This is a genomic window from Nocardia noduli, assembly GCF_019038455.1.
Classification (GTDB): domain Bacteria; phylum Actinomycetota; class Actinomycetes; order Mycobacteriales; family Mycobacteriaceae; genus Nocardia; species Nocardia noduli.
Window position 1 is genome coordinate 13,666 of sequence record NZ_JAFMPL010000029.1, and the last position, 23,448, is coordinate 37,113.

Here is a 23,448-nt window from a genome sequence, read left to right on the forward strand (position 1 = left end):
GGTATCGCCCGAAGCGTTGCCGCACTCGGTGCTCCGCGCGCCGCCCACGCCGGATTCCTTTCGCGGCCGATACGCCGATCGACACCAAGTAGCCCGGTAGCTAGGAGCCACCGCCATGTGCACAGATGACCCCGACTCCATCCGTCACACCGAAACCACGAGCGAACACCTACTCGCGCCCACCGGCTACGACGCCGAACTGCGCGACCACACCCGAGTACTACTGCGGGCCTGCGATATCCAGCCCGACGATCACGTCGTCGACATCGGTTGCGGAGCCGGACAGACCACCCGCGAGGCCGCACGCGCGGCCCGGACCGGCAGCGCGCTCGGCGTCGATATCTCGGCATCCGCCATCGCCCGTGCCCGCGACCTCGCCCGCATCGCGCGCCTGGAAAACCTCGCCTTCGATCACGCCGACGCCCAGGTCCACCGCTTCCGCCAGGGGTACTTCGATCTGGCGATCAGCAGATTCGGCACGATGTTCTTCGACGACCCGTTCGCCGCGTTCGCCAATATCGGCCGGGCACTGCGCCCGGCCGGACGCCTGGTGATGCTGGTCTGGCAGTCCGGTGAACGCAACGAGTGGGATGTCGCCATCCGCCGGTCCCTCGCCGGACCCGACCGGATAATCACCACGTCCACCGGACCCGACCCGTTCTCGCTGGCGGATCCCTCGACCGTGCGGCCCATCCTGGACGCGGCGGGATTCGTCGACATCACCTTCACCGACGTCGACGAACCGGTCCACTACGGCCCCGACGTGGACGCCGCCCTCGACTGGGTCCGCGGATTCACCTGCACCAGCGAGATATCGCGGCGGCTGGACCCCGACGCCGCCGCGCGCGCGATGCAGCGCCTGCGCAGGGAACTCTCCGAGCATCTGGCCGACGACGGTGTCCGATTCGACTCGCGCGCCTGGCTGGTCACCGCCCGCCGCACCTCTACAGGCGACCATCCGGAATCCTGATCGCACAGGACACGCTGACCGTCCATGACGGCGCGACCGGCCGACCGACGTCTAGAGTTCGGGCGTATCGCGCAGGCAGAGGGTGGGAGCGGATATGTGGGCGGTCGTCGACAAGTGGTACGCCGGTGAGTACGAGGGTTTCGGCGTCCTCATCACCGAGGACTGCGAAGAGATCATCGCGCGAGATGCCGTGGTGGAGAGCGATATTCCGCTGAAAGCGGGCGACCGCGTTTACATCGATTACATCGCGGGCCCGGACGGAGCCCCGACCATCAAACTCGTCAAAGTCCAGTAGCCCCCGTCCCGACATGGCAGGGTCAGCCGATGCCGGGCCGCGAATCGGCGGTCGCAGGCTCTGTGGTCGCGGCTGCGCTTGGAGCATCCCGGGCGGCGACCCCTGATATCCGTGTCCGACCCGGGACGGGCGAGTAGGTCGAGGTGTTGCGCATACCACCGATTCCGCTCCCCGGCATCGGCACTCGCGGAGACCTCGCCGAGTGCGTGTAGGCGCGGCGTGCATCAGCGGCACGCCCGCACCCGCCCCGCTGATCGCAGCGGCCGCAGAGCCGACGAAGACCACCGACTCGTCGCCGAGGTGACCGACCGAATCAGGGTCGGGTCAACGCCGCGTACCGGGCGAGATGGTAATCGGTGGAGCCGAATTCGTTCTCGATGGCGGTAAGCCGCTTGAAGTAGTGGCCGATCGCCAATTCCTCGGTCATCCCCATCGCGCCGTGCAATTGCACCGCGTTCTGGCCGATGAATCGCGCCGCGCGCGCGACGGTGACCTTCGCGGCCGAGATCGACTTCGCCCTTTCGGCCTGCGCCGAGCCGAGCGAATGGATCGCGAGATAGACGGCGGCGATGGACTGTTCGAGTTCCATGTACATATCGACCATCCGGTGCTGGAGCACCTGGAAACTGCCGATCGGCACACCGAACTGCTGACGCTGTTTGGCGTAGTCGATGGTGTCGGCGAGTACCTTGCGCATGCACCCGACAGATTCCGCGGCGATCGCGGCGATGGCCTCGTCGGCGGTCGCGTCGATGACCTCCCACGCCGCGCCTTCGCCGCCGAGCAGCGCGTCGGCGGGCAGGCGCAGGTCGGTGAACGTGAGGTCGGAGCCGACGCGGTCGTCGATGGTGCGGTAGGAGTGCGCCTCGATGCCGGCGGGCGGGTTCGTCGCGTCGAATTCGGTGAGGAACAGCGAGATTCCGTCGAGGTCGCGGCGCTGCCCGCCGGTGCGGGCGGCGATGATCAGGTGGGTGGCCAGCGGCGCGCTGGTCACGACGACCTTCGCACCGTCGATCACCCACGAATCACCGTCGCGGCGCGCGGTGGTGGAGATGTCGTGCAGGCTCTGGCCCGAGGTCGGTTCGAGGACGGCGAAGGCGGTCCGCGCGTCACCGGCGACGATCCCGCGCAGCACTGCTTCGGCGCGTTCGCCACCGGAACGGTCGAGCAGTCCCGCGCCGACGACGACGGTGTCGACGAACGGCTCGACGACCAGCGCCCGGCCGAGTTCCTCGGCGATGACCATCAATTCGACGGGGCCGCCGCCCATTCCGTCGACCCGCTCCGGCAAAGTCGCGCCGAGAATTCCCAGTTCGTCGGCGAAACCACGCCAGATAGCGGGCTGCCAGCCCTCGCCGGATTTCGCGGCGGTGCGGCTTTTTTCCAGGTCGTAGCGCGCACCGAGGAATCCCGCGAGCGCGTCGCGCAGGAGTTCCTGCTCCTTGGTGAGTGTGAAGTCCATCAGAGCCCCAATGCTGCCTTGGCGAGGATATTTCGCTGAATTTCGTTGCTGCCCGCGTAGATCGAACCCGCGCGATCGTTGAAGTAACGCAGTGGCGCGACCGCTTCCCATTCGCGGCCACTGCGATATCCGTCGGCGGGCGGGGTGAATTCGGTGACGGGGCCGCCCGGCGCGGTGGCGTGCGGCTGGTAGACCCGTCCGCGCGGTCCGGCCGCGATCAGGGCGAGTTCGGTGAGTTGCTGACTCAATTCGGTCGAGATGATCTTCAGCATCGAGGACGCGGGCCCGGGATCCCTACCCGCCGCCATCGCGGAAACGGTGCGGTATTCGAGGATTTCGAGAACTTCGGTGCGAATCCTGGCCTCGGCCAATCGCGCCGCGAACGCGGGATCGTCGATCAGCGGGTTGCCGTCGGGGCCGGTCTGCTCGGACGCCGCGGTGGCCAGGGCCTGGGCCATCACCTGGAGCATGGGCGCGACCGCGCCGCCGCGCTCGTGGACGAGCAGGTATTTCGCGACCGTCCAGCCCTGGTCGATCTCTCCGAGCACATTGCTCTTGGGCACCCGCACATTGTCGAAGAAGACCTGGTTCTGCACTTCTTCGCCGGAGGTCATCACCAGCGGCCTGACCTCGATACCGGGCGAAGTCATATCGATGAGCACGAAGGTGATGCCCTGCTGTTTCTTACCCGTGCGCGAGGTGCGTACCAGGCAGAAGATCCAATTCGCCTCGGTGGCGTGGGTGGTCCAGATCTTGCTGCCGGTGCAGACGAGATCGTCGCCGTCGTCGACCGCGGACATGGTGAGCGCGGCCAGGTCGGAACCGGCCTCGGGCTCGGAATATCCCTGGCAGAAGAAGATCTCGCCGGTCAGGATTCGGGGCAGGTAGTAATTCTTCTGTTCCGGCGTGCCGAAGGCGATGATGGCCGGGGCCACCATTTTGATGCCCATGGGCGACAGTGTCGGCGCGCCGGCGAGGGTTGTTTCCCTGCCGAAGATGTAGTGCTGGGTCAGGCTCCAGTCGCAGCCGCCGTGCTCGACCGGCCACGCGGGCGCGGACCAGCCACGCTCGTGCAGCAGTCGCTGCCATTCCATGCTCGCGCCATGATCCGGGTAGACGCTCGTCGCCAGCCGACCGGCGCGGCGCAGTTCCGGTGTCAGCTTCTCGTCGAGAAACGCCCGAACCTCGTCCCGAAAGGCAAGATCAGCCGCTGACCAGTCGTAATCCATCTGCCCTCCCGGAGGGGATATGCCGCGTCGCACCATTGTTGACTACCCGCCAACATGACACAATCTATGTCCGGCGCGCACCGAAATCAAACTGAAGCCGCATGCCCGCAGTTCAGTGATCGACGGTCCGGGAGTCGACCGCCACACCGGGGCCGCTCAGCCGCACACGCTGAGTTCGCCGAGCTGAACCACGGACAGGACCACATCCTCCTCACCGGCGATCGCGCCGGGCGCGGGCGTCTGGGAAACCACGATCCAATTGCGTTCGAGAACCTGCATCCGCCCCTGACCGGTCGCGTCGACCGAGCCCGAGTACCGCGCCCCCACCGCCTGGATCTCGTACTGCGCGTCGCGCAGATTCATGCACACGACATTCGGCACCGCGACGTCTTCGGTCACCTCCTCGGCCGCCGACATCCGCGTCCCGGGATGGGCGGCCACCGACGTGGCCGGAGCTCTCGAGGTCACCGGCGGCTCCGGTAGCTCCGTCGTCGCCGGGGTCACCGGATTCCCGGCTTCGACCACCTCCATCGGCGCACCGCCGAAGGAACTCACCGGCGCGAGAGTGTCGACGGCCGCGGCGGACGACTCCGCGTCATCTCCACCACCCACCACCGACCCCACGAAGACCGCGAGGAGCAGCGCGCCCAGCGCCGCGGCGAACCACGCCCACGAGGGTGTCGTCGTCTGCTTCCGGTGCGGGGTCGGCACGCCGCCCCTGGACGCACCACCCCGAGGCACACCGCCCCGAGGCACCCCACTGCGCTGCACCCCACCGCGCGGCGGACGGTAGTAGTTCGACTGTCGCGGACGCTGTTGATGTCTCATGCACTAACTCCCCACATGTTATGACTGAGCTAATGATTGGCGCGCACTCGTTCCCCGATGAAAAGTGGCGTCGAAACGACATGCTGCCTGGAGATCAGCCGAAAAGCCAGACTTTTTCACGAATTGCTCTCGCCTGATTCCGTTAGCTGGCAATCACATAGCGACTAACAGTCCTCGACGAATGCCTTCGCGTAACCCGCGGACTGGTACACGTAGTCGTAGGCCCAGCGCGCGACCGACAACCCGGGTGCGGCGTCCACGAACAGAATCTCCCCCGACCAGCACTTTCCGAGGATGTAGCGGGCGCGCGAGATATGCGGGGTGAAGGTGACCACGATGACGCGTCGCCATTTCCCCACCTCGGCACGCCGAGCCAGCTCCCGCCCCTCGCCGCGAGTGGTTCGTGGTGACGGATCGAAGCAGATCACCTCGAAGCTGTAGCCGCCGTGGCAGATCCGGTTCATCCGCGCGCTGTATTCGTAGGGGTCGGAGAACAGCACGCGCGGCGCGTAGCCGTCGCGGGCCAGGCGCAGGCCGAGTTGTTCGCGGCCGTCGTGGGCGCCGCCGAGAACCAGGATGGCGTCGGCCGGTGCGGGCCGGTCGACGAGGGGACGGACGTACACCGGCCACAGCCCGGCGGCGACGACCACGGCGGCCACGCCACCGAGCAGTGTCACCGCGTATTTGCGCCCACGCATGCCCTCGATGCTAGCGACGACACATCACCGCAGGTCACAGCGATTCCGGTGGGCACGTCGCCGCCTGTACACCTGCTGTTGCGTTGACACTTGCCTCGCTGACGCGGCGCGGCCATCGACGGGGCCTACCAATCAATCATGCGATGCACAGTCTTCGGGACCGGGTACCTCGGGGCCACGCACGCTGCGTGCATGGCCGAACTCGGACACGATGTCATCGGGGTGGATATCGACCCCGGCAAAGTGGCGAAACTGTCCGACGGCGTGGTGCCGTTCTACGAACCGGGCCTGGAGAGTGTGCTGCGGCGCAACCTGGACGCGGGCCGCCTGCGCTTCACCACCTCCTACGCCGAGGCCGCCGCGCACGCCGATGTGCATTTCCTCGGCGTCGGCACCCCGCAGAAGAAGGGCGAATACGCCGCCGATCTCAAATACGTGCACGCCGTGGTGGATACACTCGCTCCGCTGCTGGAGCGCCCGTCGGTGATCGTCGGCAAATCCACCGTGCCGGTCGGCACGGCCACCGCCCTCGGTGCCAGGGCGCGCGCGCTGACGTCGACCGATGTCGAAGTCGCGTGGAATCCGGAATTCCTGCGCGAGGGTTTCGCGGTCAAGGACACGCTGCACCCGGATCGCCTGGTGCTCGGGGTGGACAGGACGCGCGCGGGCGCGGATCGCGTCGAGGAACTGGTGCGCGAGATCTACGCGGAACTGATCGCCGCCGAGGTGCCGTTCCTGCTGACCGATCTGGCGACCGCGGAACTGGTCAAGGTGTCGGCGAATGCCTTTCTGGCGACCAAGATCTCCTTCATCAACGCGGTGTCGGAGGTCTGCGAAGCGACCGGCGCCGATGTCACCATGCTCGCCGACGCACTCGGCTACGACGCCCGCATCGGTCGCCGCTTCCTCAACGCCGGCCTCGGTTTCGGCGGTGGCTGCCTGCCCAAGGACATCCGCGCGTTCATGGCCCGCTCCGGCGAACTCGGCGCGAACCATGCCGTCGCGTTCCTGCGCGAGGTCGACAACATCAATATGCGGCGGCGCACCAAGGTGGTCGACATGGCGACAAGGGCGTGCGGTGGATCGCTGCTCGGCGCGAATGTCGCGGTACTCGGCGCGGCCTTCAAACCGGAATCCGACGACGTCCGCGATTCCCCCGCGCTGAATGTGGCGGGCATGATCCAGCTGCACGGCGCGGTCGTCACGGTGTACGACCCCAAGGCACTGGAGAATTCGCGCCGCGTCTTCCCGACACTGAACTACGCGACATCGGTCGCCGAGGCGTGCGAGCGGGCCGACGTGGTGCTCGTGCTCACCGAATGGGACGAGTTCACGGCGTTGCGGCCCGAGGACCTCGGACGAGTTGTCCGCGCGCGGTCCATCATCGACGGCCGCAACTGTCTCGATCGTGCCACCTGGCGAGATGCCGGATGGGTGTACGCGGGACTCGGTACGCCGTAGAGTTGCGGGCGACGAGAGCGACCATTTCCGAGACCGTCTACGTCCACCCAGTCGGGCCCCGGATACATTGTGAACGGGCACAGCGAGGCGGGGGTGGCGCGGCGGACCGGGTATTGTCCGATATGGGCCATCCGCCCTGAATGGCGGCGGTTCGCTTGTCGTGAAGCGTGAAACGGGATGGGCAACTGATGAGTTCGGTACTGGGGATTTCGGTGGGGGCCGGCGCCATCCGTATGGCGCGACCGCACACCGGGTTGCCCCATGGGCACGTCGAGCCGCACGCCTTCGATCTCCAGACCGTGCCGGTGGTCGACAACCGGGCCGAGGAACTGGTTGCCGAAGCCGTCGGCGTCACGCTGGAATCCTCGCGCGACATCACCGCGACGGCGGTCGCCTACCGTAGCGAGCAGCAGGCCAGAGCGGTCCGCGCCGCCATGGCGAACCAGCAGATCACCAATTACGAACTCATCCCCGAGATCTTCGCCGCGCTCGAATTCGCCCAGTCCACCGGCGATATCCGCGGCATCTCCTCGCTGGTCGTCTACGACCTCGGCAGCTCGGGTCTCTCGGTGAGCGTCGTCGACACCCAGACACGTGAGGTGCGTCACACCGAGCGCACCAGCGATATCAGCGGCGACTACCTCGATTCGCTGATCCGCGAACAGCAGATCGCCTCCGGCCGTATCGCGCATCCGCCGGATCAGGCCGGTCTCGCCGCGCTCGACGCGCTGTGCCGCGAGGCCAAGGAGCAGCTGTCCAGCAATACCGCCGTGGCGCTGCCGAGTGAGCAGGGCCTGGTTCTGCTGGCGCAGGAGAACTTCGAAGCGCTGATCATGCTCGCGATCGAATCGTCGGCGCGGATGGCGCGCGATGTGATCGTGCGCTCGGATCGCCCCGTCCACGGCGTGCTCGCCATCGGCGGTTGCGCCAGGATTCCGTTGATCGCCAAGGTGCTGGAGCGCTGGATGGGTGTTCCGGTGATCGTCCCGGCGAGTCCGGAGACGGTCACCGCGCGCGGCGCGGCCCTGTTGGCGCGGCCGGTCGACGTGGCAGCGCCAGTCACGACGGCGATGAACGCCGACGCGCTTTCTCCCGCCTGGCTTTCCGCGCCGCCGAAGAAGGGCAAGAAGAGCAAGAACGTCGTCGAGGACGACCTCGCCGCGGACGACTGGGGCAACGCGAATCAGTCGCAGGACTGGCCGCGAGCCCAGCGCGGCCGCGCCGATCTGCCCTCCGGCTGGTCGGCGGTGCGTCCCATGCGCGGCAAGCGCGAAGTCAGCGGCGCGGTGTTGACGGTCAGCGCGCTCGCGGTGGTCGCGGCGATCGGACTCGGCCTCGGCTACGGCCCCCAGGTACTCGAACGGGGTTCGCAGGGCAGCGAGGGTTCCACCTCGGTATCGACATCGGGCGTACCGCGCACCACCACCCTCGAACCGCAGATCGCGGTCGCGCCCGCCACGACCACCGAGACCGAGGCGACCGTCGCCGCGCCGACGCGCGCACAGACCTCGGCCGCCCCCGAGCCGCCGACGCAGGGACCGAATACCTTTGTGGTTCCCGGCCTTCCGCCGATCGTGGTCCCGACCATCCCCCCCGAAATGTTCCCGAAGGTCCCCTGATCCGACCGGCACCGGCCGGACCGGGGACTCGACTCAGTTCCTGGCGTGCTTGGCATGCCGCGACGGCGGCTGCCGACGCGGCGGCGGGGCCTTGCGCACGGGCTTGGCGCCGAACGGTCGCGCGAGCATGACCGCGATCGCCGTGGTCAACGGCACCGAGAGCGCGAGCGCGATACCGCCGACCGCGGATCGGGTGATCTCGATGGCGACGGCGTCACCGGTGAGCACGTCGCGGATGGACCGTCCCGCGACGCTGAACAGCAGCAGCAACGGCAGCGCGCCACCGGCATAGGCGAGCACGAGGGTGTAGACCGTACTGGCGATATGGTCGCGTCCGACGCGCATGGCCGCGGTGAAAACCTCACGCCGCGAGGTCGATTTGTCGACGGCGGCCAGTTCGAACGCGGCCGACGCCTGCGTGATGGTGACGTCGTTGAGGACGCCGAGGGTGCCGATGATGAACCCCGCCAGCAGCAAGCCGGTAATGCTGACGTGCTGGATATAGGTCGCGACGTTGGTGTTCTGTTCCTCGGACAAACCGGTCAGGTGCGTGACTTCGATTGCCAGCCAGGACAGTACAGCCGCGAGCAGCATCGAGGTGAGCGTCCCGAGCAGTGCCGAACTCGTCCGCAGATTCACCCCGTGCGCCAGATACAGCACCACGTAGAGAATCACCGCACCCGAGACCAGCGCCACCGGTATCGCCGGTTTCCCATCCAACAGCGCTGGCAGCAGGAAGACCACGAGCACCGCGAAGGCGAAGACCAGTCCGAGCAGCGCGCGCAGACCGCGCCAGCGGGCCACCGCGATGACCACCACGATGAACGCGACCACGATCAGGGTCAGCGGCAATCCGCGCGAATAGTCCTCGAAGGAGTACAGCGGGGTTCCTGCGGGATCGGTCTGGCGCACCAGCCGGATGTGATCGCCCGCCCGCAGATCGGGTTGTCCTGGGCCGGGGGCGATTTCGAACAGCGTCTTGTTACCCGCGTGCGGACCGGAGTCGATGGTGATCAGGCTGCGCTGGCAGGTGTAGGCGTTGTTGCGCGGCGGCTCGGGCTTGTCGGCGAACACCTTGCCGATCGAGGAGCTGCCGCACGCGCCGACATCCTGCACCACGACCGTGCCCGCTTCGGTCTCCACCGCTCCGCCGCCCGCGCTCTGCATCGGCAGCGGGATGTCGACGTGCTGGGCGCTCGGCCACAACGCGATCGCGCCGAGGACGACGGCGATCCCGATCACGGTCAGCAGACCGATCACCACCCGCGCGGCGGTGGCGCCGATCGCGAGCGGTTCGGAATTGTCGTGATGGTGGTGGTGATGATGGTCGGTCACCGGGCTCCTAGCTGTCCGTCGTATGCCCTGGGCGCATCCGCCCGGTGCCGAGCTTAAAGGATTTCATTTTCAAGATCGCGCTACGACGAGGAGAGCGCACGAATCGGTGCGGTGACCGGAGATTCGGGAGGGGGCGGCGGAGAGCAGGGGGATGTCTCCGCCGCCCGCAGGCCGGCGGCCCAGGGGGGTAGGCGGCCGAACCCGAGGCCAGGTTGTCCAGGGGGGGTAGACAACTTGGCCGGGCACCTAAGTGCCAAGAGCTACTGTACACAAAAGCTGAAGTTTTGCGCTAGTCCATCTTCAAAACTCGCCACTATCCCAACATTAGGTCTGTTTCAGCCCTGGAAGCAGGGCGATTTACCTGTCTGGAGGGCGTTATCGACTACTGCCGGTAGCTGGCGAGGAAGTTGCCGAAACGCTCGATGGCGACCGCGAGATCCCGCGCCCACGGCAACGTGACGATGCGCAGATGATCGTGATCGGGCCAGTTGAACCCGGTGCCCTGCACCATCAGGATCTTCTCCTGCAACAGCAGATCCAGGATCAGCTTCGAATCGTCGTAGATCTCATACACATTCGGATCCAGCCTGGGGAACGTGTAGAGCGCGCCCTTGGGCTTCACACACGAGACCCCCGGGATCATGTTCAGCCGCTCCCACGCCACATCGCGCTGCTCGAGCAGACGGCCACCGGGCAGGATCAGATCCTCGATGCTCTGATGTCCACCGAGCGCGACCTGAATCGCGTGCTGCGCGGGCACATTCGGACACAAGCGGGAAGAGGCGAGCAGGTCGATGCCCTCCAGGAATCCGGCCGCGTGCTCCTTCGGACCGGTGATCGCCAGCCATCCCGACCGGTACCCCGCCACCCGGTAGGCCTTGGACAGGCCGTTGAAGGTCAGGCACAGCAGATCCGGGGCCATGGTCGCCAGCGAGATATGTTTCGCGTCGTCGTAGAGGATCTTGTCGTAGATCTCGTCGGCGAGCAGCAACAGCTGATGTTTGCGCGCCACGTCGGCGAGCTGCTGCAAGATCTCGGCGGAGTAGACCGCGCCCGTGGGATTGTTCGGATTGATGACCAGCAGGGCCTTGGTCTTGTCGGTGATCTTCGATTCGATATCGGCGATATCGGGCTGCCAGCCACTGGACTCGTCACACAGGTAGTGCACCGCCGTGCCACCGGCCAGACTGGTCATCGCCGTCCACAGCGGATAGTCCGGCGCCGGGATGAGGACCTCGTCACCGTTGTCGAGCAGGGCCTGCATGGTGATGGTGATCAACTCGGACACACCGTTGCCCAGGTAGACGCTGTCCACGTCGAGAACGGGGAAGCCGGGCACCAGTTCGTAGCGGGTCACGATCGCGCGCCGCGCCGACAGGATGCCCTTGGATTCGGAATACCCCTGGGCGACCGGGAGCGCGGCGATGATGTCGCGCATGATCACGTCGGGGGCGTCGAAACCGAACGGGGCGGGGTTGCCGATATTCAGCTTCAGGATGCGATGTCCCTCGGCCTCGAGCCGTGCCGCGTGTGCGTGTACCGGTCCACGGATCTCGTAGACGACGTTCTGGAGCTTCGTGGACTGCTCCAGAACACGCGGACGCTGCGGTTGATGACTCGGGCTCACCCGTCCCATGGTGCCATCCCCCGCAACTGTGTTTTCGCACGCACACGGGGGTGTGGCGGGTTCACGCCGGGGAATTACCCGGTGGAATGCCCTTGGCGGCGGTCGACCCGCAGAATTCCTCGATGCGCTCGTCGAGGAAACGCGCCTCGCTCGCATCGCGGAAAGCGGGGGCGGCGATCCGGCGGCGCACGCCGATGAGCCGTTCCTCCAGTTGGGCGATGCGTTTGTCCTCGTCGAGACCGAGCACCGGATGCAACGCCGCCGAAGCTCCGTCGAGACTGCCGTTGATCAGGTGGGCGGCGGCGCAGTCGACCCGGGCCAGCGATTCCGCGCCGTAGGAGCGCTGCTCGGACGGCCCGTTGGCGTAGAGATCGATCGCGCGACCGGTCGCGGCCAGCGCGGGTTCGGCCAGGCCGAGATGGATATAGGTCGCCCCCGCGTAGTACTGGGCCTTCGCGTCGTTGAAACCGAAGACCCCGCCGATCGCGTCGTGCAGGTCGTCGATCTCGCCGATCTCGCGCGCGTCGTCGGCGGCCCTGACACAGCGCTCGGTATCGCTCGCGCTGCCGATCTTGGACCAGATCCTGGCCTCGATATTGTGCAGCCGGACCTTCGCCGTCGCCGATTCGGCGAACTCCTGCCCGCTCTGCGCGAGCAGCACCGCCCGCCGCGGCCGCTCGGACCAGTACTCGATGAGCGCGTGCATACCCCTGGTCCACGCCCGCAACCCGTTGTGACCGCAGAGTTCGGCATACGCCCAGGCGGCGCGCGCCTGCTCCCCCGCGGCGTCGTAATAGCCGAGGTCGGTACTCGCGTTGGCGAGCAACCCGGACAACGTGCCCGCGAGCAGATACAGATGACCGGTGTCGGCGGGCCGCTGATGCCCCTCCAGCAGCCGGTACACCCGGCGGCGCACCCGCAGCATCTCCACCATCATCGGAACGGGGGGAATGCTCACGTAATCGTTCGCGATGCGCATGACGTCGGCGTCGAGTTGGTCCAATGTGGTGGCACCCACGTTGGTGCTCTCGGCCCGCCCGGCGTGATCGCTTGCCTCGTGGGCAGCGGCCATGATCAGATCCCTCTCCGAAATCGCGGCTAACGCATCGCCTCTCATCGCACCGGCGTCGATGAGAGCCAAGAGATCCGCTTCGCTCGAATAATTGGCGTGCGTCCCGGAAGCGGGACGCGTATCGGCTCCGGGGGCGGCCGTCCGATCGGTCGACTGCTGTTCGATCAGCGCCGCGAAACGTGCACGCACAACATCGTCGGACCTGGCCAGGGAGGTGTCCAACGCGGCCTGGTTGATCGGGCGCGGGTGTACCCGGACGCCACCCGCCTCCCATTTCGACACCAGACGTTCGTGGACCCCCAGGTGCGCCGCGAACTCCCTGATACTCATCCGCTTGGCATCGCGAAGGGCACGGGTCTCTCTTCCTGACCATTGCCGGACCACGTGTCACCCCTTCCGACGATCTCCTCATTCCAGGGTACGAGCCGATTGTGGTTACGGCCACAGATAATTCGGTGTTGCTATATGCACTGGCCTGTGCAGTGCGCGCTGGGTCGTACCCGCTCGCGCGAGAGGCAGTGGAATGGCAGCAGAAAGCGGGCGTGCGGGCGACACCGTGTCACGCTCTCACGCGCGACCCTTGTGAGGCAGGAGGCAAGGAGTTGGCCGTGAACATGGACAGACTCATGACAGTCGATGATTGGGTGGCCTTCTACCGAGACGAATTCGGGCTACCGGTGACCGAACGTGGAGGTTTCGTGATGCTACCCGTCAGCGGCCGAGTCTGCGCCGTTCATCTGCCGACCGCACGAGCCGAAAAGGTCAGGGCGGCACTGGAACAGCAGGGGACGAGGGGCCCTGTGCTGGCCAGGCAGATCCGATGGAGCTTCCTGGCGCACCCGGATTCGCGTCCGGGTGCGCAGGTATTGGAGGTACTGGACCGGCTGGATATCGGGATACCCGCCATAGGCAGTGCCGTGATGTTGCCGACCGGCCTCGGCCGGCTGACCCGGGAAGGGTGCTCCTGGGTCAGTCCGCCCGGCCGCGGCGGCACGCTCCCGCCGCTCTCCGCCGTCCTCACGGCGGCGATGGCGGTGGGAGCGGGCAGCGGGGACTGACGCGTCATCGGTCCCCGCAATGTCCGGCACGTCACGCGGCCGATTGCGCCTCTCCGGGTCGACGGGGCGCGATCGGTCGGGTGATCCTGCGCGGCAAGTCGACTCGTGCGCGCGGTCGATCACCGCAGACCGATCACCGCACGATCCGATGCCCTCACACCTCGATCACCTCGGACCGCAGCGCATGCCGTTGCGCCGAACTCTCGATTACACGAGAAGTGACGCGAGCGACCCTCAGCGGGATTCGACCGTCTGCACGACCTCGTCGGACAGCGGAAAGTTCATATAGGAACGCGACGGCGTCGGCCCACGCTGTCCCTGGTACTTCGAGCCCGCTGCCGCGCTGCCGTAGGGATGCTCGGCCGGGCTGGTCAACCGGATCAGGCACAGCTGCCCGATCTTCATGCCCGGCCACAGCGTGATCGGCAGATTCGCCACATTCGACAGTTCCAGCGTGATGTGACCGCTGAACCCGGGATCGATGAACCCCGCGGTCGAATGCGTCAGCAGACCCAGCCTGCCCAGACTCGACTTGCCCTCCAGTCGTCCGGCCAGATCGTCGGGCAGCGAACAGATCTCCAACGTCGAGCCGAGCACGAACTCGCCCGGATGCAGCACGAACGGCTCACCCTCGGAGGGTTCGACCAGACTGGTCAGCTCGTCCTGGCGCTGCGCCGGGTCGATATGGGTGTATCGGGAATTGTCGAAGACCCGGAAAAGCCGATCGAGGCGCACATCGATACTCGACGGCTGGATCAGATTCTCCAGCAGCGGTTCGACGCCGAGACGCCCAGCGGCGATCTCCGCACGGATGTCACGATCGGAAAGCAGCACGCGACGAGACTAGCGGTCGCGCGGCTCGGTCGTTCGGCCACACCCGCCCACCGACTCCACAGCAATTTCTCAGCATCGGGAGGGACGCTGGAATCGATGTCGTCGACTCCGAACAATGACAGGTACGGGCGCGCGTTCCCGGCGCTCGCGGCCGTCGCGGTACTGCTGACAGCGTTCATCACCGTGCTGACCGGCAACATCCTGCGCGAGGACGGCCTGACCGCCATCGATCCCGAGATCTCGGGCTGGGTCGTCGGGCATCGCACCGACACCCTGACCGCCGTTGCCCGCGTGGTGACCACGCTCGGCGACACCCTCACCCTGACCATCATCACCGTGCTGGTGTGCGCGGCCCTGATCCGGCGCGGGCATCGTCGCGACGCCACGCTGGTCGCCGCGACCGGAATCGGCGCGGCGGTGCTCACCTTCGCGGGCAAACGACTGGTCGGCAGATCACGTCCACCGACCGCCGACCGGCTCGCCTTCGAATCGAGTCTGTCCTACCCGTCCGGGCACAGCCTCGGCTCGATGGCCGTGATCGGGATCATCGCCGTGGCGCTCGTCCCTCGGTTACACCGCACCCTGACACGCCTGGCGGCGATCGTCGCCGCCGTGATTCTCGTTGTCGCGGTGGGGAGTTCCCGGGTGTACCTCGGCGTGCACTGGCCGACCGACGTCCTCGCGGGATGGGCGATCGGCGCGCTCTGGGTGATCATCTGCCTCGGCGCGTACACGTACCCGAATCACCGATGGAAAACCCGTTCGATGAATACTCCAGCGCCTCGCGATAGGGCGCTCACCAATGCGGGACCGCGCGAACCGGGTGCGCGCGATGCCGAATCCTCCTGATACCCGATCTCAGACAGCGACCACGGTGTCCCACCGCCAATGCCGTCGAGCTCGAGATTGCCTAGGCGTCGCCGTCAGCGGCCTGCGCCCGGAAAGACCCATCCTCGGCCCCGCTGAACACGGGGTAGTGCATAACGGTGTCCGCCGGGGTGTACACCTCTTCGGCGACGTTCTCGTGACTGAACAGTCCGGGCACATGCCCATCTTCTTGACTCATACTCGAGCCTCCTTTGATCTGCGGCGAATAGCCGAACGTGGCGTCCGCACCTGACCGGCCGGGATATGCCCAAGGCCGATGCTTCCTTCGCATGGTACGTCCACCGAGTGACACGAGTGTGGATCACTCTGCCCCCAGGGCGAACCATACACCCCATTCTCCCAGCTAGAGCCCCAGCGTGAATACTCTTTCCGTCACGACCGGCTCTCGGATACTCCCGCGTACCCGCCGGAAGACGCCCGGGACCGATGATCACTGCCCGGACGGGGTGGGCTCCGCGGCACAGGCCACGTCGTTTTCGGGCCGCTGCCCCGTCGTCGGGAACGCGGAGACCGTGCCGTTCAGGCAGGTGTTCGCCTTGAACAGATAGGCCAGGTGCCCGCCCTGATCCGCCGTCACCATGCGAGCGCGGTCACCGAACGCCTGCCGCAGTTGTCGGGCGCCGGACAGGGGTGTCGCCGGATCGCGGAGATTCTGCGCTATCAGCACGTTCGACGGACCCCCGCCATCGATCCGCACCGCGGGCTCGATCGGTTCGGAAGGCCAGAACGCACACGGCCAGATATCGGCTCCGGCCGCGCCGAACATCGGAAAGCGGATCCGATCGACCACCACGTTGCCCTGATAGACCGCTTCCGATCTCGGCCACGCGGAATCGTTGCAGATCACGTGCAACTGACTCGACAGAGGACACCGTCTCCTCCCCCAGCGCCGTCCGGATCCGGTCCATGTCGCGCGCGGTGTTCGCCGTGGTGACATACGGCAGCATCGACGCCGTCGCTGACGTGCCGCACTGGCGCGCGATATCTCTCATCACCGTCGCGCGCCGCGCCACATCGATGCTTCTATCAGCATGAATAGCTCCAAGCTATTGACTATCGAATAGTGCTGTACGGCGGCATATTCGGGCAGATTCAGCTGAAAATATAGAGTAAATATAGACCTGCCCGTACGGCATCACATCCCCCAGCGACCCATCGCCCGAGAGCCGTCTCACGAGATCGCCTCGCGATGTGCACATCGAAGTCCCGCGTTCAGAGGCGATCCGTCAAGCGTCGCGGGTCAGTGGTGGAACACCTCGCCGAGCCGTGGCAGAACGCGGCGCTTCCAGCTTCGTTCCACAGCATTGCGGACCATTTCTTGTCGACGGTTGCCGATATCGAAACCGGTTTGCGTCGGCAGAAGTCGTGTGCCGCAGCCCTACGGTCGGATTGTCCAGTCCCCGGTCCACCGCACCGGGTACTCCGTTCGGGTATACACCCGGCTGTAGGTCAACCGCTGACACGGCTCGGCCGCCGGCACCTCACAGGCGATTTCATCGACCGATGAGTCCGTGAAACCGCCTACGCCTACCGACGTGCCTGCCCCGGCCGCAGGTTCCGAACGCAGCGGCCCGCTGCGGAATGCGAGGCAGGCAAGGGGAGGATCAGTGCGGGCCGTTGTCGGGGTTGGGGAGTTGTTGTTGCAGTGCGGTGTTGATGCGCTGGGCTTCGGCGAGTTGGTCTTCGAGGATGACGATGCGGCACGCCGAGTCGAGCGGGTTTCCGGCGTCGACGAGCTCGCGGACGCGGGTGGCGATGCGGAGTTGGTAGCGGGTGTAGCGGCGGTGCCCGCCCTCGGAGCGTTGCGGGGTCAACAGCTTCGCGGCGTCGAGGGCACGCAGGAAGGCTTGGGTGACACCGAGCGCCGCGGCGGCGGCGCCCATGCTGTAGGCGGGGTAGTCCTCGTCATCGAGGTTGCCCGGGGGCTTGTCGGTGGGTTCGGGCGCGGCTTGTTCCATGTACACCTGTCCGGTAAACGGGGCGCGGCCCCCGGCGCGTGGTGCGCCGGGGGCCCGAGGGGATTCACTTCACAAGTCGTACCTGATGACCGACTTCGTGCTTTCACGCCTCAGGAAGAAAAGGCGCGAGGACTGCGTATGCGTGACTGTCGATCACCTCCTGTGAATTCTTTCCGAACGATGCGGCGCCCCCGCCCTGAACCAGGACAGATGTCGGGCACCGCTTCCTACTTCTTGCACCTCTCCGGCGATGGAACTGCTGCCGGAAGGGAATGTTCTGTACTGCTTGCTCTGCTCCGGGAAGTTCGTTCTCTACCCGGCCTCTGGACTTTCTTACTCGGTGATGCAGGTGAAGGTACAACACTTGAAAGCAGATGTCTACAACAGCCGCTACAGATTTTCCGGACTCTTGGAGTAGCCGCACCTGTGGACGCGCGGGTCTGCTCCGACCGGCCCGCGCGCACGGCCTTGGTTCGTCCGGGTCGACCCGTGTCGCCGCCGCCTGCCCGGCCCGGCCCTCGGCGCCCGCAGGTAAACCGAGTTGATGGGCGAAGAAAATCTGTAGGGATGGGGGTAGACATTGTGTCGATCGGGAGTTAAAGTCGCTTCCGTTGCTAGTGAGAAGGCCGAGTGGCCGGGCAGGTGAACTGCCCGGAAGCAGAAAAGCTCGACCGTTGCCCGCAGCGGAGAAGAAGATCCGGTGCTCCAGGCCGGACCGCCGCGGGCGACGAGAAATACCGCAGACACGAGATTCGTCCGACCGGGAGGTGGCCACTGCACCAGTCACTGAACTCTTCGGTGCCCGGGAAGTATCGGGCACCGCGCTCGATGCCGACCTCAGCGGTCGGCGAACAGAACTGAAATCGAATTCCCCCTTTTTTCCGGGCCTCGGCGCACAGTGCGCCGAGGCCCGGAGGCATTGAGGACGGAATAGGCGGGGAAGCATCCTCGCTCCGTGCCCGAGGATGCGTTCCTGCTTGGTCGACGCCCTGTGCGCACACCAGGTACTGCTCGTAGAGTGCGGCTCGCCGACTTCCTGCATCGGCATCACCGACACTGTTGCCGCCGAACGACCTCGCCGTCGTAGCAGAAGATCATCGCCATCCTCGACTCCAACAGGGACCTGCACATCGCGGGCAAGCTGATCCAAGACGCCGACGACCTGTCCTACGGCGACTGAGCCGCCAGACACGACCCGCACCGGCCGGACTTCGGACACGGAGCCTCGCGGTGTCAAAGAATCGTTCGATTCTCCGACACCAGCGTTCGGACGGCAGATCTCCGACGTATCGCCAGGTCACCCGAATCGGTGTGACTCGCAACAATTAACGGCGGTGTCCCCATACCGTCAGGTGGTGGACGGGACTGCTGCACGCGTTGTTCGACGCCCACCGCGACGACCCCGAGTTCGGGTACCGATTCCTCACCGATGAGGCCGCTGTGGCGGGTGAATCGATGGCGGAACGAACCGCGTGGCGGATCTGCCGCGCGAATCGGTGGTGGAGTGCGTTCGATAAACCTCGACGCGCGAAGAACGGCAAGGTCGGTCCGCCGTTTCATGACGATCTGGCAGCCCGGGACGTCACCGCGAAATCATGGAATCGGCTGTGGCGCATTGATATTACCGAGCATCACACCGCCACCCTGCTGATCGAAGCCACCGCCGCGTGGGGCGACGGAAGACCTGTCTACGCCGAACCCGCACACCTACCGCAGGACAGTCGGCACCAAGATCGGCCGCAAGGACATCGAGAAGGCCCGCAGCACAACTGGGCAACGCCAGCAGCGCCACGACCCGTCGGCACTGCATCGAACCCGCCCACGAAGGCCCCGACGCACGTTGAGTATCTGGAGGACTTCGCCGAGATCTGATGAAAGTTGGGAGTAAGTTGGGACTTGGGCCAGTCTGTGGCTCAGGTCTCTACTCGGACCAGCACAGTTGACCCGTATAGTGCCTGGTCTGCTAGGCTGTCGATCGCGTCACGACGCATGCCGATGTAGTTCAATGGTAGAACTTCTGCTTCCCAAGCAGACAGCGCGGGTTCGATTCCCGTCATCGGCTCTCGAACTTCCTCTTCTTCAGGGCTTTTCGTCTGCAACTGAAGCTCCGGACTTCTTGTTGATAGTGCCGGAAGTGTCGCCGATCCACGAACACAGCGAACATCACCAGCGTCGACAGCCGGGGCAGGCATGTCAACCTTCTGGCCGACGCTCGGGTCCGAGCGCAGATCGCACAGCACCTGCCATAGCCCCATAGCTACCGTTCACGTTTCCCGCCCACGCCGATCAGCGGGGGCAGAACGATGACCCGGCCACGATCGGGCAGTACCCCGGTGTTCCTGCCACGAGCAGGCCGATCAGCGTGGAGACGATGTCGAACTGACCGCTGCCGGTGCCGCCTTCCGCGACGGGCCGGGCATCGGTGACGTCGGTGTGCTGGGCGACGGGGAGTGGGGCGAATACCTCCGCGAATGCCGGTGTGACGGTAGTAAGAGTGGCGCTCAGCGCGGCAGCCGCGACAGGGCTGCGAATTGCGAGACGCATCATGATCCTTACGGGGAACCTGTCCGCCGCCGGACGATGCGGGGACCAATGTGCCGTTCGCGTGCACCGAGCGACGTTTCGCGAATGGTTCCAGACCGAAACCGCCTCGAGCAGAACATGATCCCGTGTCACCGGTTCAGGTGGCTGCGCAGCCACCTGAACCGGATCGGGTTCGGCGCGCATTGCGTGCTCGATAGGGCAGCCGAGACGATCCCCTCAGCTGGCGAGCAGGCGGCGGAACTTGCTGCCGTGGAAGACCAGGGGTTCGATATCCGAGCGGGTGGCCAGGCGGTGGATGCGGAGGATGACGACGGTGTGGTCGCCCGCGGGGACCTGGGCTTCGGGGACGCCTTCGATCCAGGCCGATGCGCCGTCGATGAAGACCGCGTCGCCGGTGCCACGGTGCAGTTCGGAGTCGCGGAAGCGGTCGCCGTTGCGGGCGCCGAGGGCTTTGGCTGCGGCCTGCTGGTCGGTGCCGAGCAGGCTCAGGCCGAGGTGGTCGGCGCGTTCGAGGAGGGGCCAGGTGGCGGAGGAGTTCTGGACGCAGAACGAGACGAGGGGTGGGTCGAGGGAGACGGGGACGAAGGTGCTGACGGCGAGTCCGTGGGGGACGCCGTCCACTTCGGCGCAGACGGCGACGACACCGCTGGGGAAGTTGGAGAAGGCACGGCGCAGGCCGTCGCCGTCGGCGGGGAATTCGAAGAGGTCATGCATGATTCGTCGCCTTCTCGGTGTTCGACTGTAGGGATTTCGTGGTCAGTGCGTCGACTACCGGCCGCCAGCGCTCGGCGTAGGCGGCGATCGCGCCGTCCTCGTGGAAGGTGCGGTCGGTGAGGTAGAGGCCGGGCAGTGCGGCGGTCGCGCCGATCTCGACGAGGACCGGCTTGAGCAGCAGATCCGGTGCGAGGGCATGGGCGGGGCCCGCGCCGAGCATGAGCGGGACGGCGACGACTCCGGCGAGTCCGGTACCGCCGTCGAACTGTTCGAGGAACAGTTTCAGCAGGCCGGTGTAGGTGGCCTTGAAGGTGGGGCTGGCGAAGACGACGAGTTCGGATTCGGCGACCGTGCGAGCGGCCTCGCCCACGGCCGGATCGCCCCAAGACAGCAGGCCGGGGCCGAGCGTGACCAGATCGATGACAGCGGGCGCTGAATCGGGGCGGAGCGCTTGCGCGACCAGCGTCGCCGCGGCCAGGGTGCGCGAGGCGGGTTTGGGGTTTCCGACGACGACCGTCACTGACATATTCGTATCCTTCTCTCGCTCACGGCTCAGAAGACACCATGCTGCGGCGGCGGGGTGTCGTGCAACAGGGCGCGGCCGATGTGCTGGTACTTCCAGCGGACCGGGTCGTGCAGGGTGTGGGTGCGGGCGTTGCGCCAGAAATGGTGCAGGTTCAGATCCGCTGCCGCGCTGCGGGTTCCGGCCACCTCGAACAGTGCGGCCGAAACCTCGTTGGCGGCGCGGTCGGCCAGGATCTTCGCGGTGGCGACCGCCAGTGACGCGTGGGCGACGGCGTCGCTCCGATCGGCGGTCACAGCGGTCACACCGACGGCCAACTCACCGAAACGCTGGATCAGCAATGGGTCGTCGACCGCGCGTTCCACACCGGCCTCGAACCACGGACGACTGAACTCTCGAACGAAATCCGTTGCCGCGGTGAGCGCGCCACGGGCGATGCCCGCGTCGATAGCGGCGTGCAGGAGTTGCGCGAACGCGCCGTATCCGGTCGGCGCGTGCACCGCCGAGGCGCGGGCGAGCAGCTGATCCCGGTCGACGAGCACGCCGTCGAACACGATGGTCCCGCTGCCGGTGGTGCGTTGGCCGATGCCGTTCCAGTCGTCGACGATCCGCACCCCGGGGGTGTCGGCGGGCAGGTAGACGACGTATTCGCCGGACGCGAGACCGCTTTCGGAATTCGGGTCGTCGAGCCGGGTGAGTACGGCGAGCAGATCCGCGAAAAGCGAACCGGTGCAGTAGTATTTGGCGCCGTCGATACGTAGACGCTCACCTTCGGGCCGCACGGTGGTGGCGATGTCGGCGACTGTCGCCCCGCCGCGCTCGGATTGCGCGTTGGCGATGCGGGCACCGTCGAGAACCGCGCCGAAATATCGGGTCTGCTGGGCCGGGGTACCGGCCAGTCGCAGCAGATTCAAGTACACGAAATGGCTGTGCGGAATCTGGGCGATATTCGGATCGGCGGTCGCGATGATTCGGACGACCTCCGCGACCACGGTGGGCGGGAGGTCCGCCCCTCCGAACGCGGCGGGGACGGTGATCGCCAGCAGACCGCTCGCGGCCAAGCGGTCCACCTGCGCGTACGGCAGCTCCCTGTCGCGGTCCCGCGCGGCGGCTCCCACCGCGAATTCCGCCGCGAGATTTCGCGCGACATCGATCGCCCGAGCTGCCGATTCGATGCGGTCGGCGATGACCGCGGTCATCAGCGGACCGCCGCGACGGGCTGCTCGGCAGCCTCCAGTTCACGCACCAGCGGGAGTACCTTCTCGCCGAAGTACTCGATTTCCTCCTGGAAGTGCAGGAAGCCGCCGAGAATCAGATCGACGCCCAATTTCTTGTAGGCGACGATACGTTCGGCCACCTGTTCGGGGGTGCCGATCAGCTGCGTGCGGAAACCGTCGTTGTATTGGACGAGATCCTCGAAGGTCGAATCCGCCCACATCCCCTTGCGATCGCCGGTCGAAGCACCGGCCTGCTGCACCGCGTCCCTGAACCCTTCGACGGCGGGTTTATTCGCCTTCTCGATGATCTCGCGCAGCGTATCGCGGGCCTCGCGCTCGGTGTCGCGGGCGATGATGAAGCCGTTGAGACCGAATTTCACCTCGCGATCGTTGGCGCGGGCGATGGCGCGCAGGTCGTCCAACTGTTCGGTGACGCCGTCGAAATCCTTGCCGTTGGAGAAGTACCAGTCGGCGTGGCGGCCCCCGTTGCGCCGGGCGGCGGTCGAGTTGCCCCCCTGGAACAGTTCTGGATTCGGCCGTTCGGGGGTGTTGAGCGGTTTGGGTTTGAGGGTGAAATCGCGGATGCGATAGAAATCGCCGCCGTAGTTCACATTGTCCTCGGTCCAGATCTTGCGGATCACCTCGAGGAACTCGGCGCTGCGCCGGTAGCGCTCGTCGTGTTCGAGCCACGGTTCGCCCAGCGCCTGGAATTCGCCCGCGAACCATCCGGAGACGACGTTGATGGCGAAACGGCCGTTGGACAGGTGATCGGCGGTCGCGCCGAATTTGGCGAGCACGGCCGGATGCCACAGGCCGGGATGTACCGCGGCGATGACTTTGATCCGCTCGGTGGCGCCGAGCAGCGCGAGGCTGAACGAGGTCGACTCGTGTTGGAATTCGGCGCCGTAGGAGGCGGTGTAGCGCACCTGCGACAGCGCGTAGTCGAAGCCGTTGCGCTCGGCGGTCTGCGCGAGTTTCTTGTTGTATTCGAAATCCCAGCCGGTGCGCTGTTCGATTTCGCTGGTGACCAGTCCACCGCTGACATTGGGCACCCAGTAGGCGAACCGGATCTGATCCGCGATCTGCTCGGTGGTCATAATTACTCCAAAGGTCCGG

At 66.2% G+C, this 23,448-nt stretch carries 24 protein-coding genes and 1 tRNA gene; 9 read left to right on the forward strand and 16 right to left on the reverse strand.

Annotated elements, in window-relative coordinates:
* Positions 1 to 115: 115 nt before the first annotated feature.
* Together JZ792_RS17955 and JZ792_RS17960 are read left to right on the forward strand one after the other, a co-directional pair.
* A complete protein-coding gene (locus tag JZ792_RS17955; RefSeq protein WP_216911615.1) occupies positions 116 to 970 on the forward strand; it encodes a class I SAM-dependent methyltransferase in 855 nt (284 codons plus the stop codon).
* Between the two features lie 94 nt (positions 971 to 1,064).
* On the forward strand, positions 1,065 to 1,265 hold the full coding sequence (locus JZ792_RS17960; protein WP_216911616.1) for a hypothetical protein: 201 nt from the start codon (positions 1,065 to 1,067) through the stop codon (positions 1,263 to 1,265).
* A 313-nt stretch (positions 1,266 to 1,578) separates the two neighbouring features.
* On the opposite strand, the gene JZ792_RS17965 is transcribed toward JZ792_RS17960, so the two are convergent.
* From JZ792_RS17965 to JZ792_RS17980, 4 genes are all read right to left on the reverse strand, one after another.
* On the reverse strand, positions 1,579 to 2,727 hold the full coding sequence (locus tag JZ792_RS17965; protein ID WP_216911617.1) for an acyl-CoA dehydrogenase family protein: 1,149 nt from the start codon (positions 2,725 to 2,727) through the stop codon (positions 1,579 to 1,581).
* A complete protein-coding gene (locus JZ792_RS17970) occupies positions 2,727 to 3,956 on the reverse strand; it encodes an acyl-CoA dehydrogenase family protein (protein WP_216911618.1) in 1,230 nt (409 codons plus the stop codon). Before JZ792_RS17970 ends, JZ792_RS17965 begins: the two co-directional genes overlap by 1 nt.
* A 156-nt stretch (positions 3,957 to 4,112) precedes the next feature.
* Positions 4,113 to 4,784 (reverse strand): PASTA domain-containing protein, encoded by a 672-nt coding sequence (locus JZ792_RS42070; protein ID WP_254189982.1) that lies wholly within the window; start codon positions 4,782 to 4,784, stop codon positions 4,113 to 4,115.
* A gap of 164 nt (positions 4,785 to 4,948) precedes the next feature.
* A complete protein-coding gene (locus JZ792_RS17980) occupies positions 4,949 to 5,482 on the reverse strand; it encodes a YdcF family protein (protein ID WP_216911619.1) in 534 nt (177 codons plus the stop codon).
* A 138-nt stretch (positions 5,483 to 5,620) separates the two neighbouring features.
* On the opposite strand from JZ792_RS17980, the gene JZ792_RS17985 reads away from it, so the two are divergent.
* Positions 5,621 to 6,943, forward strand: coding sequence for a UDP-glucose dehydrogenase family protein (locus JZ792_RS17985; RefSeq protein WP_216911620.1), 1,323 nt, complete (start codon positions 5,621 to 5,623; stop codon positions 6,941 to 6,943).
* Positions 6,944 to 7,131: 188 nt separating this feature from the next.
* A complete protein-coding gene (locus JZ792_RS17990; RefSeq protein ID WP_254189983.1) occupies positions 7,132 to 8,562 on the forward strand; it encodes a DUF7159 family protein in 1,431 nt (476 codons plus the stop codon).
* Positions 8,563 to 8,595: 33 nt separating this feature from the next.
* On the opposite strand, the gene JZ792_RS17995 is transcribed toward JZ792_RS17990, so the two are convergent.
* The 3 genes from JZ792_RS17995 to JZ792_RS18005 form a co-directional block, all read right to left on the reverse strand.
* Entirely contained in the window at positions 8,596 to 9,897 is a 1,302-nt protein-coding gene (locus JZ792_RS17995; RefSeq protein ID WP_216911621.1) for a YibE/F family protein, read from the reverse strand.
* A 382-nt stretch (positions 9,898 to 10,279) separates the two neighbouring features.
* The gene (locus tag JZ792_RS18000) at positions 10,280 to 11,533 is read right to left on the reverse strand and encodes a pyridoxal phosphate-dependent aminotransferase (protein ID WP_216911622.1); all 1,254 of its coding nucleotides are present in this window, start codon (positions 11,531 to 11,533) and stop codon (positions 10,280 to 10,282) included.
* 52 nt (positions 11,534 to 11,585) lie between these two features.
* The gene (locus JZ792_RS18005; RefSeq protein WP_216911623.1) at positions 11,586 to 12,926 is read right to left on the reverse strand and encodes a helix-turn-helix domain-containing protein; all 1,341 of its coding nucleotides are present in this window, start codon (positions 12,924 to 12,926) and stop codon (positions 11,586 to 11,588) included.
* Between the two features lie 296 nt (positions 12,927 to 13,222).
* On the opposite strand from JZ792_RS18005, the gene JZ792_RS18010 reads away from it, so the two are divergent.
* Positions 13,223 to 13,654 (forward strand): hypothetical protein, encoded by a 432-nt coding sequence (locus JZ792_RS18010; protein ID WP_254189984.1) that lies wholly within the window; start codon positions 13,223 to 13,225, stop codon positions 13,652 to 13,654.
* Positions 13,655 to 13,888: 234 nt separating this feature from the next.
* Here JZ792_RS18010 and dcd read toward each other — a convergent pair whose 3' ends face one another.
* A complete protein-coding gene (gene dcd, locus JZ792_RS18015) occupies positions 13,889 to 14,488 on the reverse strand; it encodes a dCTP deaminase (RefSeq protein ID WP_109523158.1) in 600 nt (199 codons plus the stop codon).
* A gap of 96 nt (positions 14,489 to 14,584) precedes the next feature.
* Here dcd and JZ792_RS18020 point away from each other — a divergent pair, with 96 nt between their 5' ends.
* Positions 14,585 to 15,337, forward strand: coding sequence for a phosphatase PAP2 family protein (locus tag JZ792_RS18020; protein ID WP_216911624.1), 753 nt, complete (start codon positions 14,585 to 14,587; stop codon positions 15,335 to 15,337).
* A gap of 61 nt (positions 15,338 to 15,398) precedes the next feature.
* On the opposite strand, the gene JZ792_RS18025 is transcribed toward JZ792_RS18020, so the two are convergent.
* The 3 genes from JZ792_RS18025 to JZ792_RS18035 form a co-directional block, all read right to left on the reverse strand.
* Complete coding sequence (locus JZ792_RS18025) at positions 15,399 to 15,554, reverse strand: hypothetical protein (protein WP_157978255.1); 156 nt, start codon at positions 15,552 to 15,554, stop codon at positions 15,399 to 15,401.
* Positions 15,555 to 15,806: 252 nt separating this feature from the next.
* Entirely contained in the window at positions 15,807 to 16,223 is a 417-nt protein-coding gene (locus JZ792_RS18030) for an alpha/beta hydrolase (protein ID WP_308165342.1), read from the reverse strand.
* Positions 16,224 to 16,980: 757 nt separating this feature from the next.
* Positions 16,981 to 17,334: a helix-turn-helix domain-containing protein gene (locus tag JZ792_RS18035; RefSeq protein WP_438804344.1), complete on the reverse strand. Its 354-nt coding sequence runs from the start codon at positions 17,332 to 17,334 to the stop codon at positions 16,981 to 16,983.
* A 1,096-nt stretch (positions 17,335 to 18,430) separates the two neighbouring features.
* Here JZ792_RS18035 and JZ792_RS43210 point away from each other — a divergent pair.
* The 3 genes from JZ792_RS43210 to JZ792_RS18045 all read left to right on the forward strand — a co-directional run bounded on the left by JZ792_RS43210 (position 18,431) and on the right by JZ792_RS18045 (position 19,396).
* Complete coding sequence (locus JZ792_RS43210; RefSeq protein WP_368858158.1) at positions 18,431 to 18,514, forward strand: hypothetical protein; 84 nt, start codon at positions 18,431 to 18,433, stop codon at positions 18,512 to 18,514.
* 260 nt (positions 18,515 to 18,774) lie between these two features.
* Positions 18,775 to 19,206, forward strand: a complete 432-nt coding sequence (locus JZ792_RS18040; RefSeq protein WP_216911626.1) for a hypothetical protein — start codon at positions 18,775 to 18,777, stop codon at positions 19,204 to 19,206.
* 119 nt (positions 19,207 to 19,325) lie between these two features.
* Positions 19,326 to 19,396, forward strand: a tRNA-Gly gene (locus JZ792_RS18045).
* Positions 19,397 to 19,620: 224 nt separating this feature from the next.
* Here JZ792_RS18045 and JZ792_RS18050 read toward each other — a convergent pair.
* The 5 genes from JZ792_RS18050 to sfnG form a co-directional block, all read right to left on the reverse strand.
* A complete protein-coding gene (locus JZ792_RS18050; RefSeq protein ID WP_216911627.1) occupies positions 19,621 to 19,878 on the reverse strand; it encodes a hypothetical protein in 258 nt (85 codons plus the stop codon).
* A gap of 216 nt (positions 19,879 to 20,094) precedes the next feature.
* Positions 20,095 to 20,592, reverse strand: coding sequence for a flavin reductase family protein (locus JZ792_RS18055; protein ID WP_109523151.1), 498 nt, complete (start codon positions 20,590 to 20,592; stop codon positions 20,095 to 20,097).
* Positions 20,585 to 21,118 carry an NADPH-dependent FMN reductase gene (locus JZ792_RS18060; RefSeq protein WP_216911628.1) on the reverse strand — a complete coding sequence of 178 codons (534 nt, stop codon included), beginning with the start codon at positions 21,116 to 21,118 and terminating at the stop codon, positions 20,585 to 20,587. Before JZ792_RS18060 ends, JZ792_RS18055 begins: the two co-directional genes overlap by 8 nt.
* Before the next feature lie 26 nt (positions 21,119 to 21,144).
* Positions 21,145 to 22,314 carry an SfnB family sulfur acquisition oxidoreductase gene (locus JZ792_RS18065; RefSeq protein ID WP_216911629.1) on the reverse strand — a complete coding sequence of 390 codons (1,170 nt, stop codon included), beginning with the start codon at positions 22,312 to 22,314 and terminating at the stop codon, positions 21,145 to 21,147.
* Positions 22,314 to 23,429, reverse strand: coding sequence for a dimethylsulfone monooxygenase SfnG (gene sfnG, locus JZ792_RS18070; protein ID WP_216911630.1), 1,116 nt, complete (start codon positions 23,427 to 23,429; stop codon positions 22,314 to 22,316). Before sfnG ends, JZ792_RS18065 begins: the two co-directional genes overlap by 1 nt.
* Between the last annotated feature and the right edge of the window lie 19 nt (positions 23,430 to 23,448).

Coding starts and splice junctions, on each gene's coding strand:
- JZ792_RS17985 (WP_216911620.1), top strand. CDS start 5,621: ATGCGATGCACAGTCTTCGGGACCGGGTACCTCGGGGCCACGCACGCT.
- JZ792_RS17955 (WP_216911615.1), top strand. CDS start 116: ATGTGCACAGATGACCCCGACTCCATCCGTCACACCGAAACCACGAGC.
- JZ792_RS18065 (WP_216911629.1), bottom strand. CDS start 22,314: ATGACCGCGGTCATCGCCGACCGCATCGAATCGGCAGCTCGGGCGATC.
- JZ792_RS18005 (WP_216911623.1), bottom strand. CDS start 12,926: ATGAGTATCAGGGAGTTCGCGGCGCACCTGGGGGTCCACGAACGTCTG.
- JZ792_RS18055 (WP_109523151.1), bottom strand. CDS start 20,592: ATGCATGACCTCTTCGAATTCCCCGCCGACGGCGACGGCCTGCGCCGT.
- JZ792_RS17965 (WP_216911617.1), bottom strand. CDS start 2,727: ATGGACTTCACACTCACCAAGGAGCAGGAACTCCTGCGCGACGCGCTC.
- JZ792_RS18025 (WP_157978255.1), bottom strand. CDS start 15,554: ATGAGTCAAGAAGATGGGCATGTGCCCGGACTGTTCAGTCACGAGAAC.
- JZ792_RS17970 (WP_216911618.1), bottom strand. CDS start 3,956: ATGGATTACGACTGGTCAGCGGCTGATCTTGCCTTTCGGGACGAGGTT.
- JZ792_RS18035 (WP_438804344.1), bottom strand. CDS start 17,334: ATGGAACAAGCCGCGCCCGAACCCACCGACAAGCCCCCGGGCAACCTC.
- JZ792_RS18000 (WP_216911622.1), bottom strand. CDS start 11,533: ATGGGACGGGTGAGCCCGAGTCATCAACCGCAGCGTCCGCGTGTTCTG.
- JZ792_RS18010 (WP_254189984.1), top strand. CDS start 13,223: ATGACAGTCGATGATTGGGTGGCCTTCTACCGAGACGAATTCGGGCTA.
- JZ792_RS18050 (WP_216911627.1), bottom strand. CDS start 19,878: ATGCGTCTCGCAATTCGCAGCCCTGTCGCGGCTGCCGCGCTGAGCGCC.
- JZ792_RS17990 (WP_254189983.1), top strand. CDS start 7,132: ATGAGTTCGGTACTGGGGATTTCGGTGGGGGCCGGCGCCATCCGTATG.
- sfnG (WP_216911630.1), bottom strand. CDS start 23,429: ATGACCACCGAGCAGATCGCGGATCAGATCCGGTTCGCCTACTGGGTG.
- JZ792_RS42070 (WP_254189982.1), bottom strand. CDS start 4,784: ATGAGACATCAACAGCGTCCGCGACAGTCGAACTACTACCGTCCGCCG.
- JZ792_RS17980 (WP_216911619.1), bottom strand. CDS start 5,482: ATGCGTGGGCGCAAATACGCGGTGACACTGCTCGGTGGCGTGGCCGCC.
- JZ792_RS18060 (WP_216911628.1), bottom strand. CDS start 21,118: ATGTCAGTGACGGTCGTCGTCGGAAACCCCAAACCCGCCTCGCGCACC.
- JZ792_RS17960 (WP_216911616.1), top strand. CDS start 1,065: ATGTGGGCGGTCGTCGACAAGTGGTACGCCGGTGAGTACGAGGGTTTC.
- JZ792_RS18020 (WP_216911624.1), top strand. CDS start 14,585: ATGTCGTCGACTCCGAACAATGACAGGTACGGGCGCGCGTTCCCGGCG.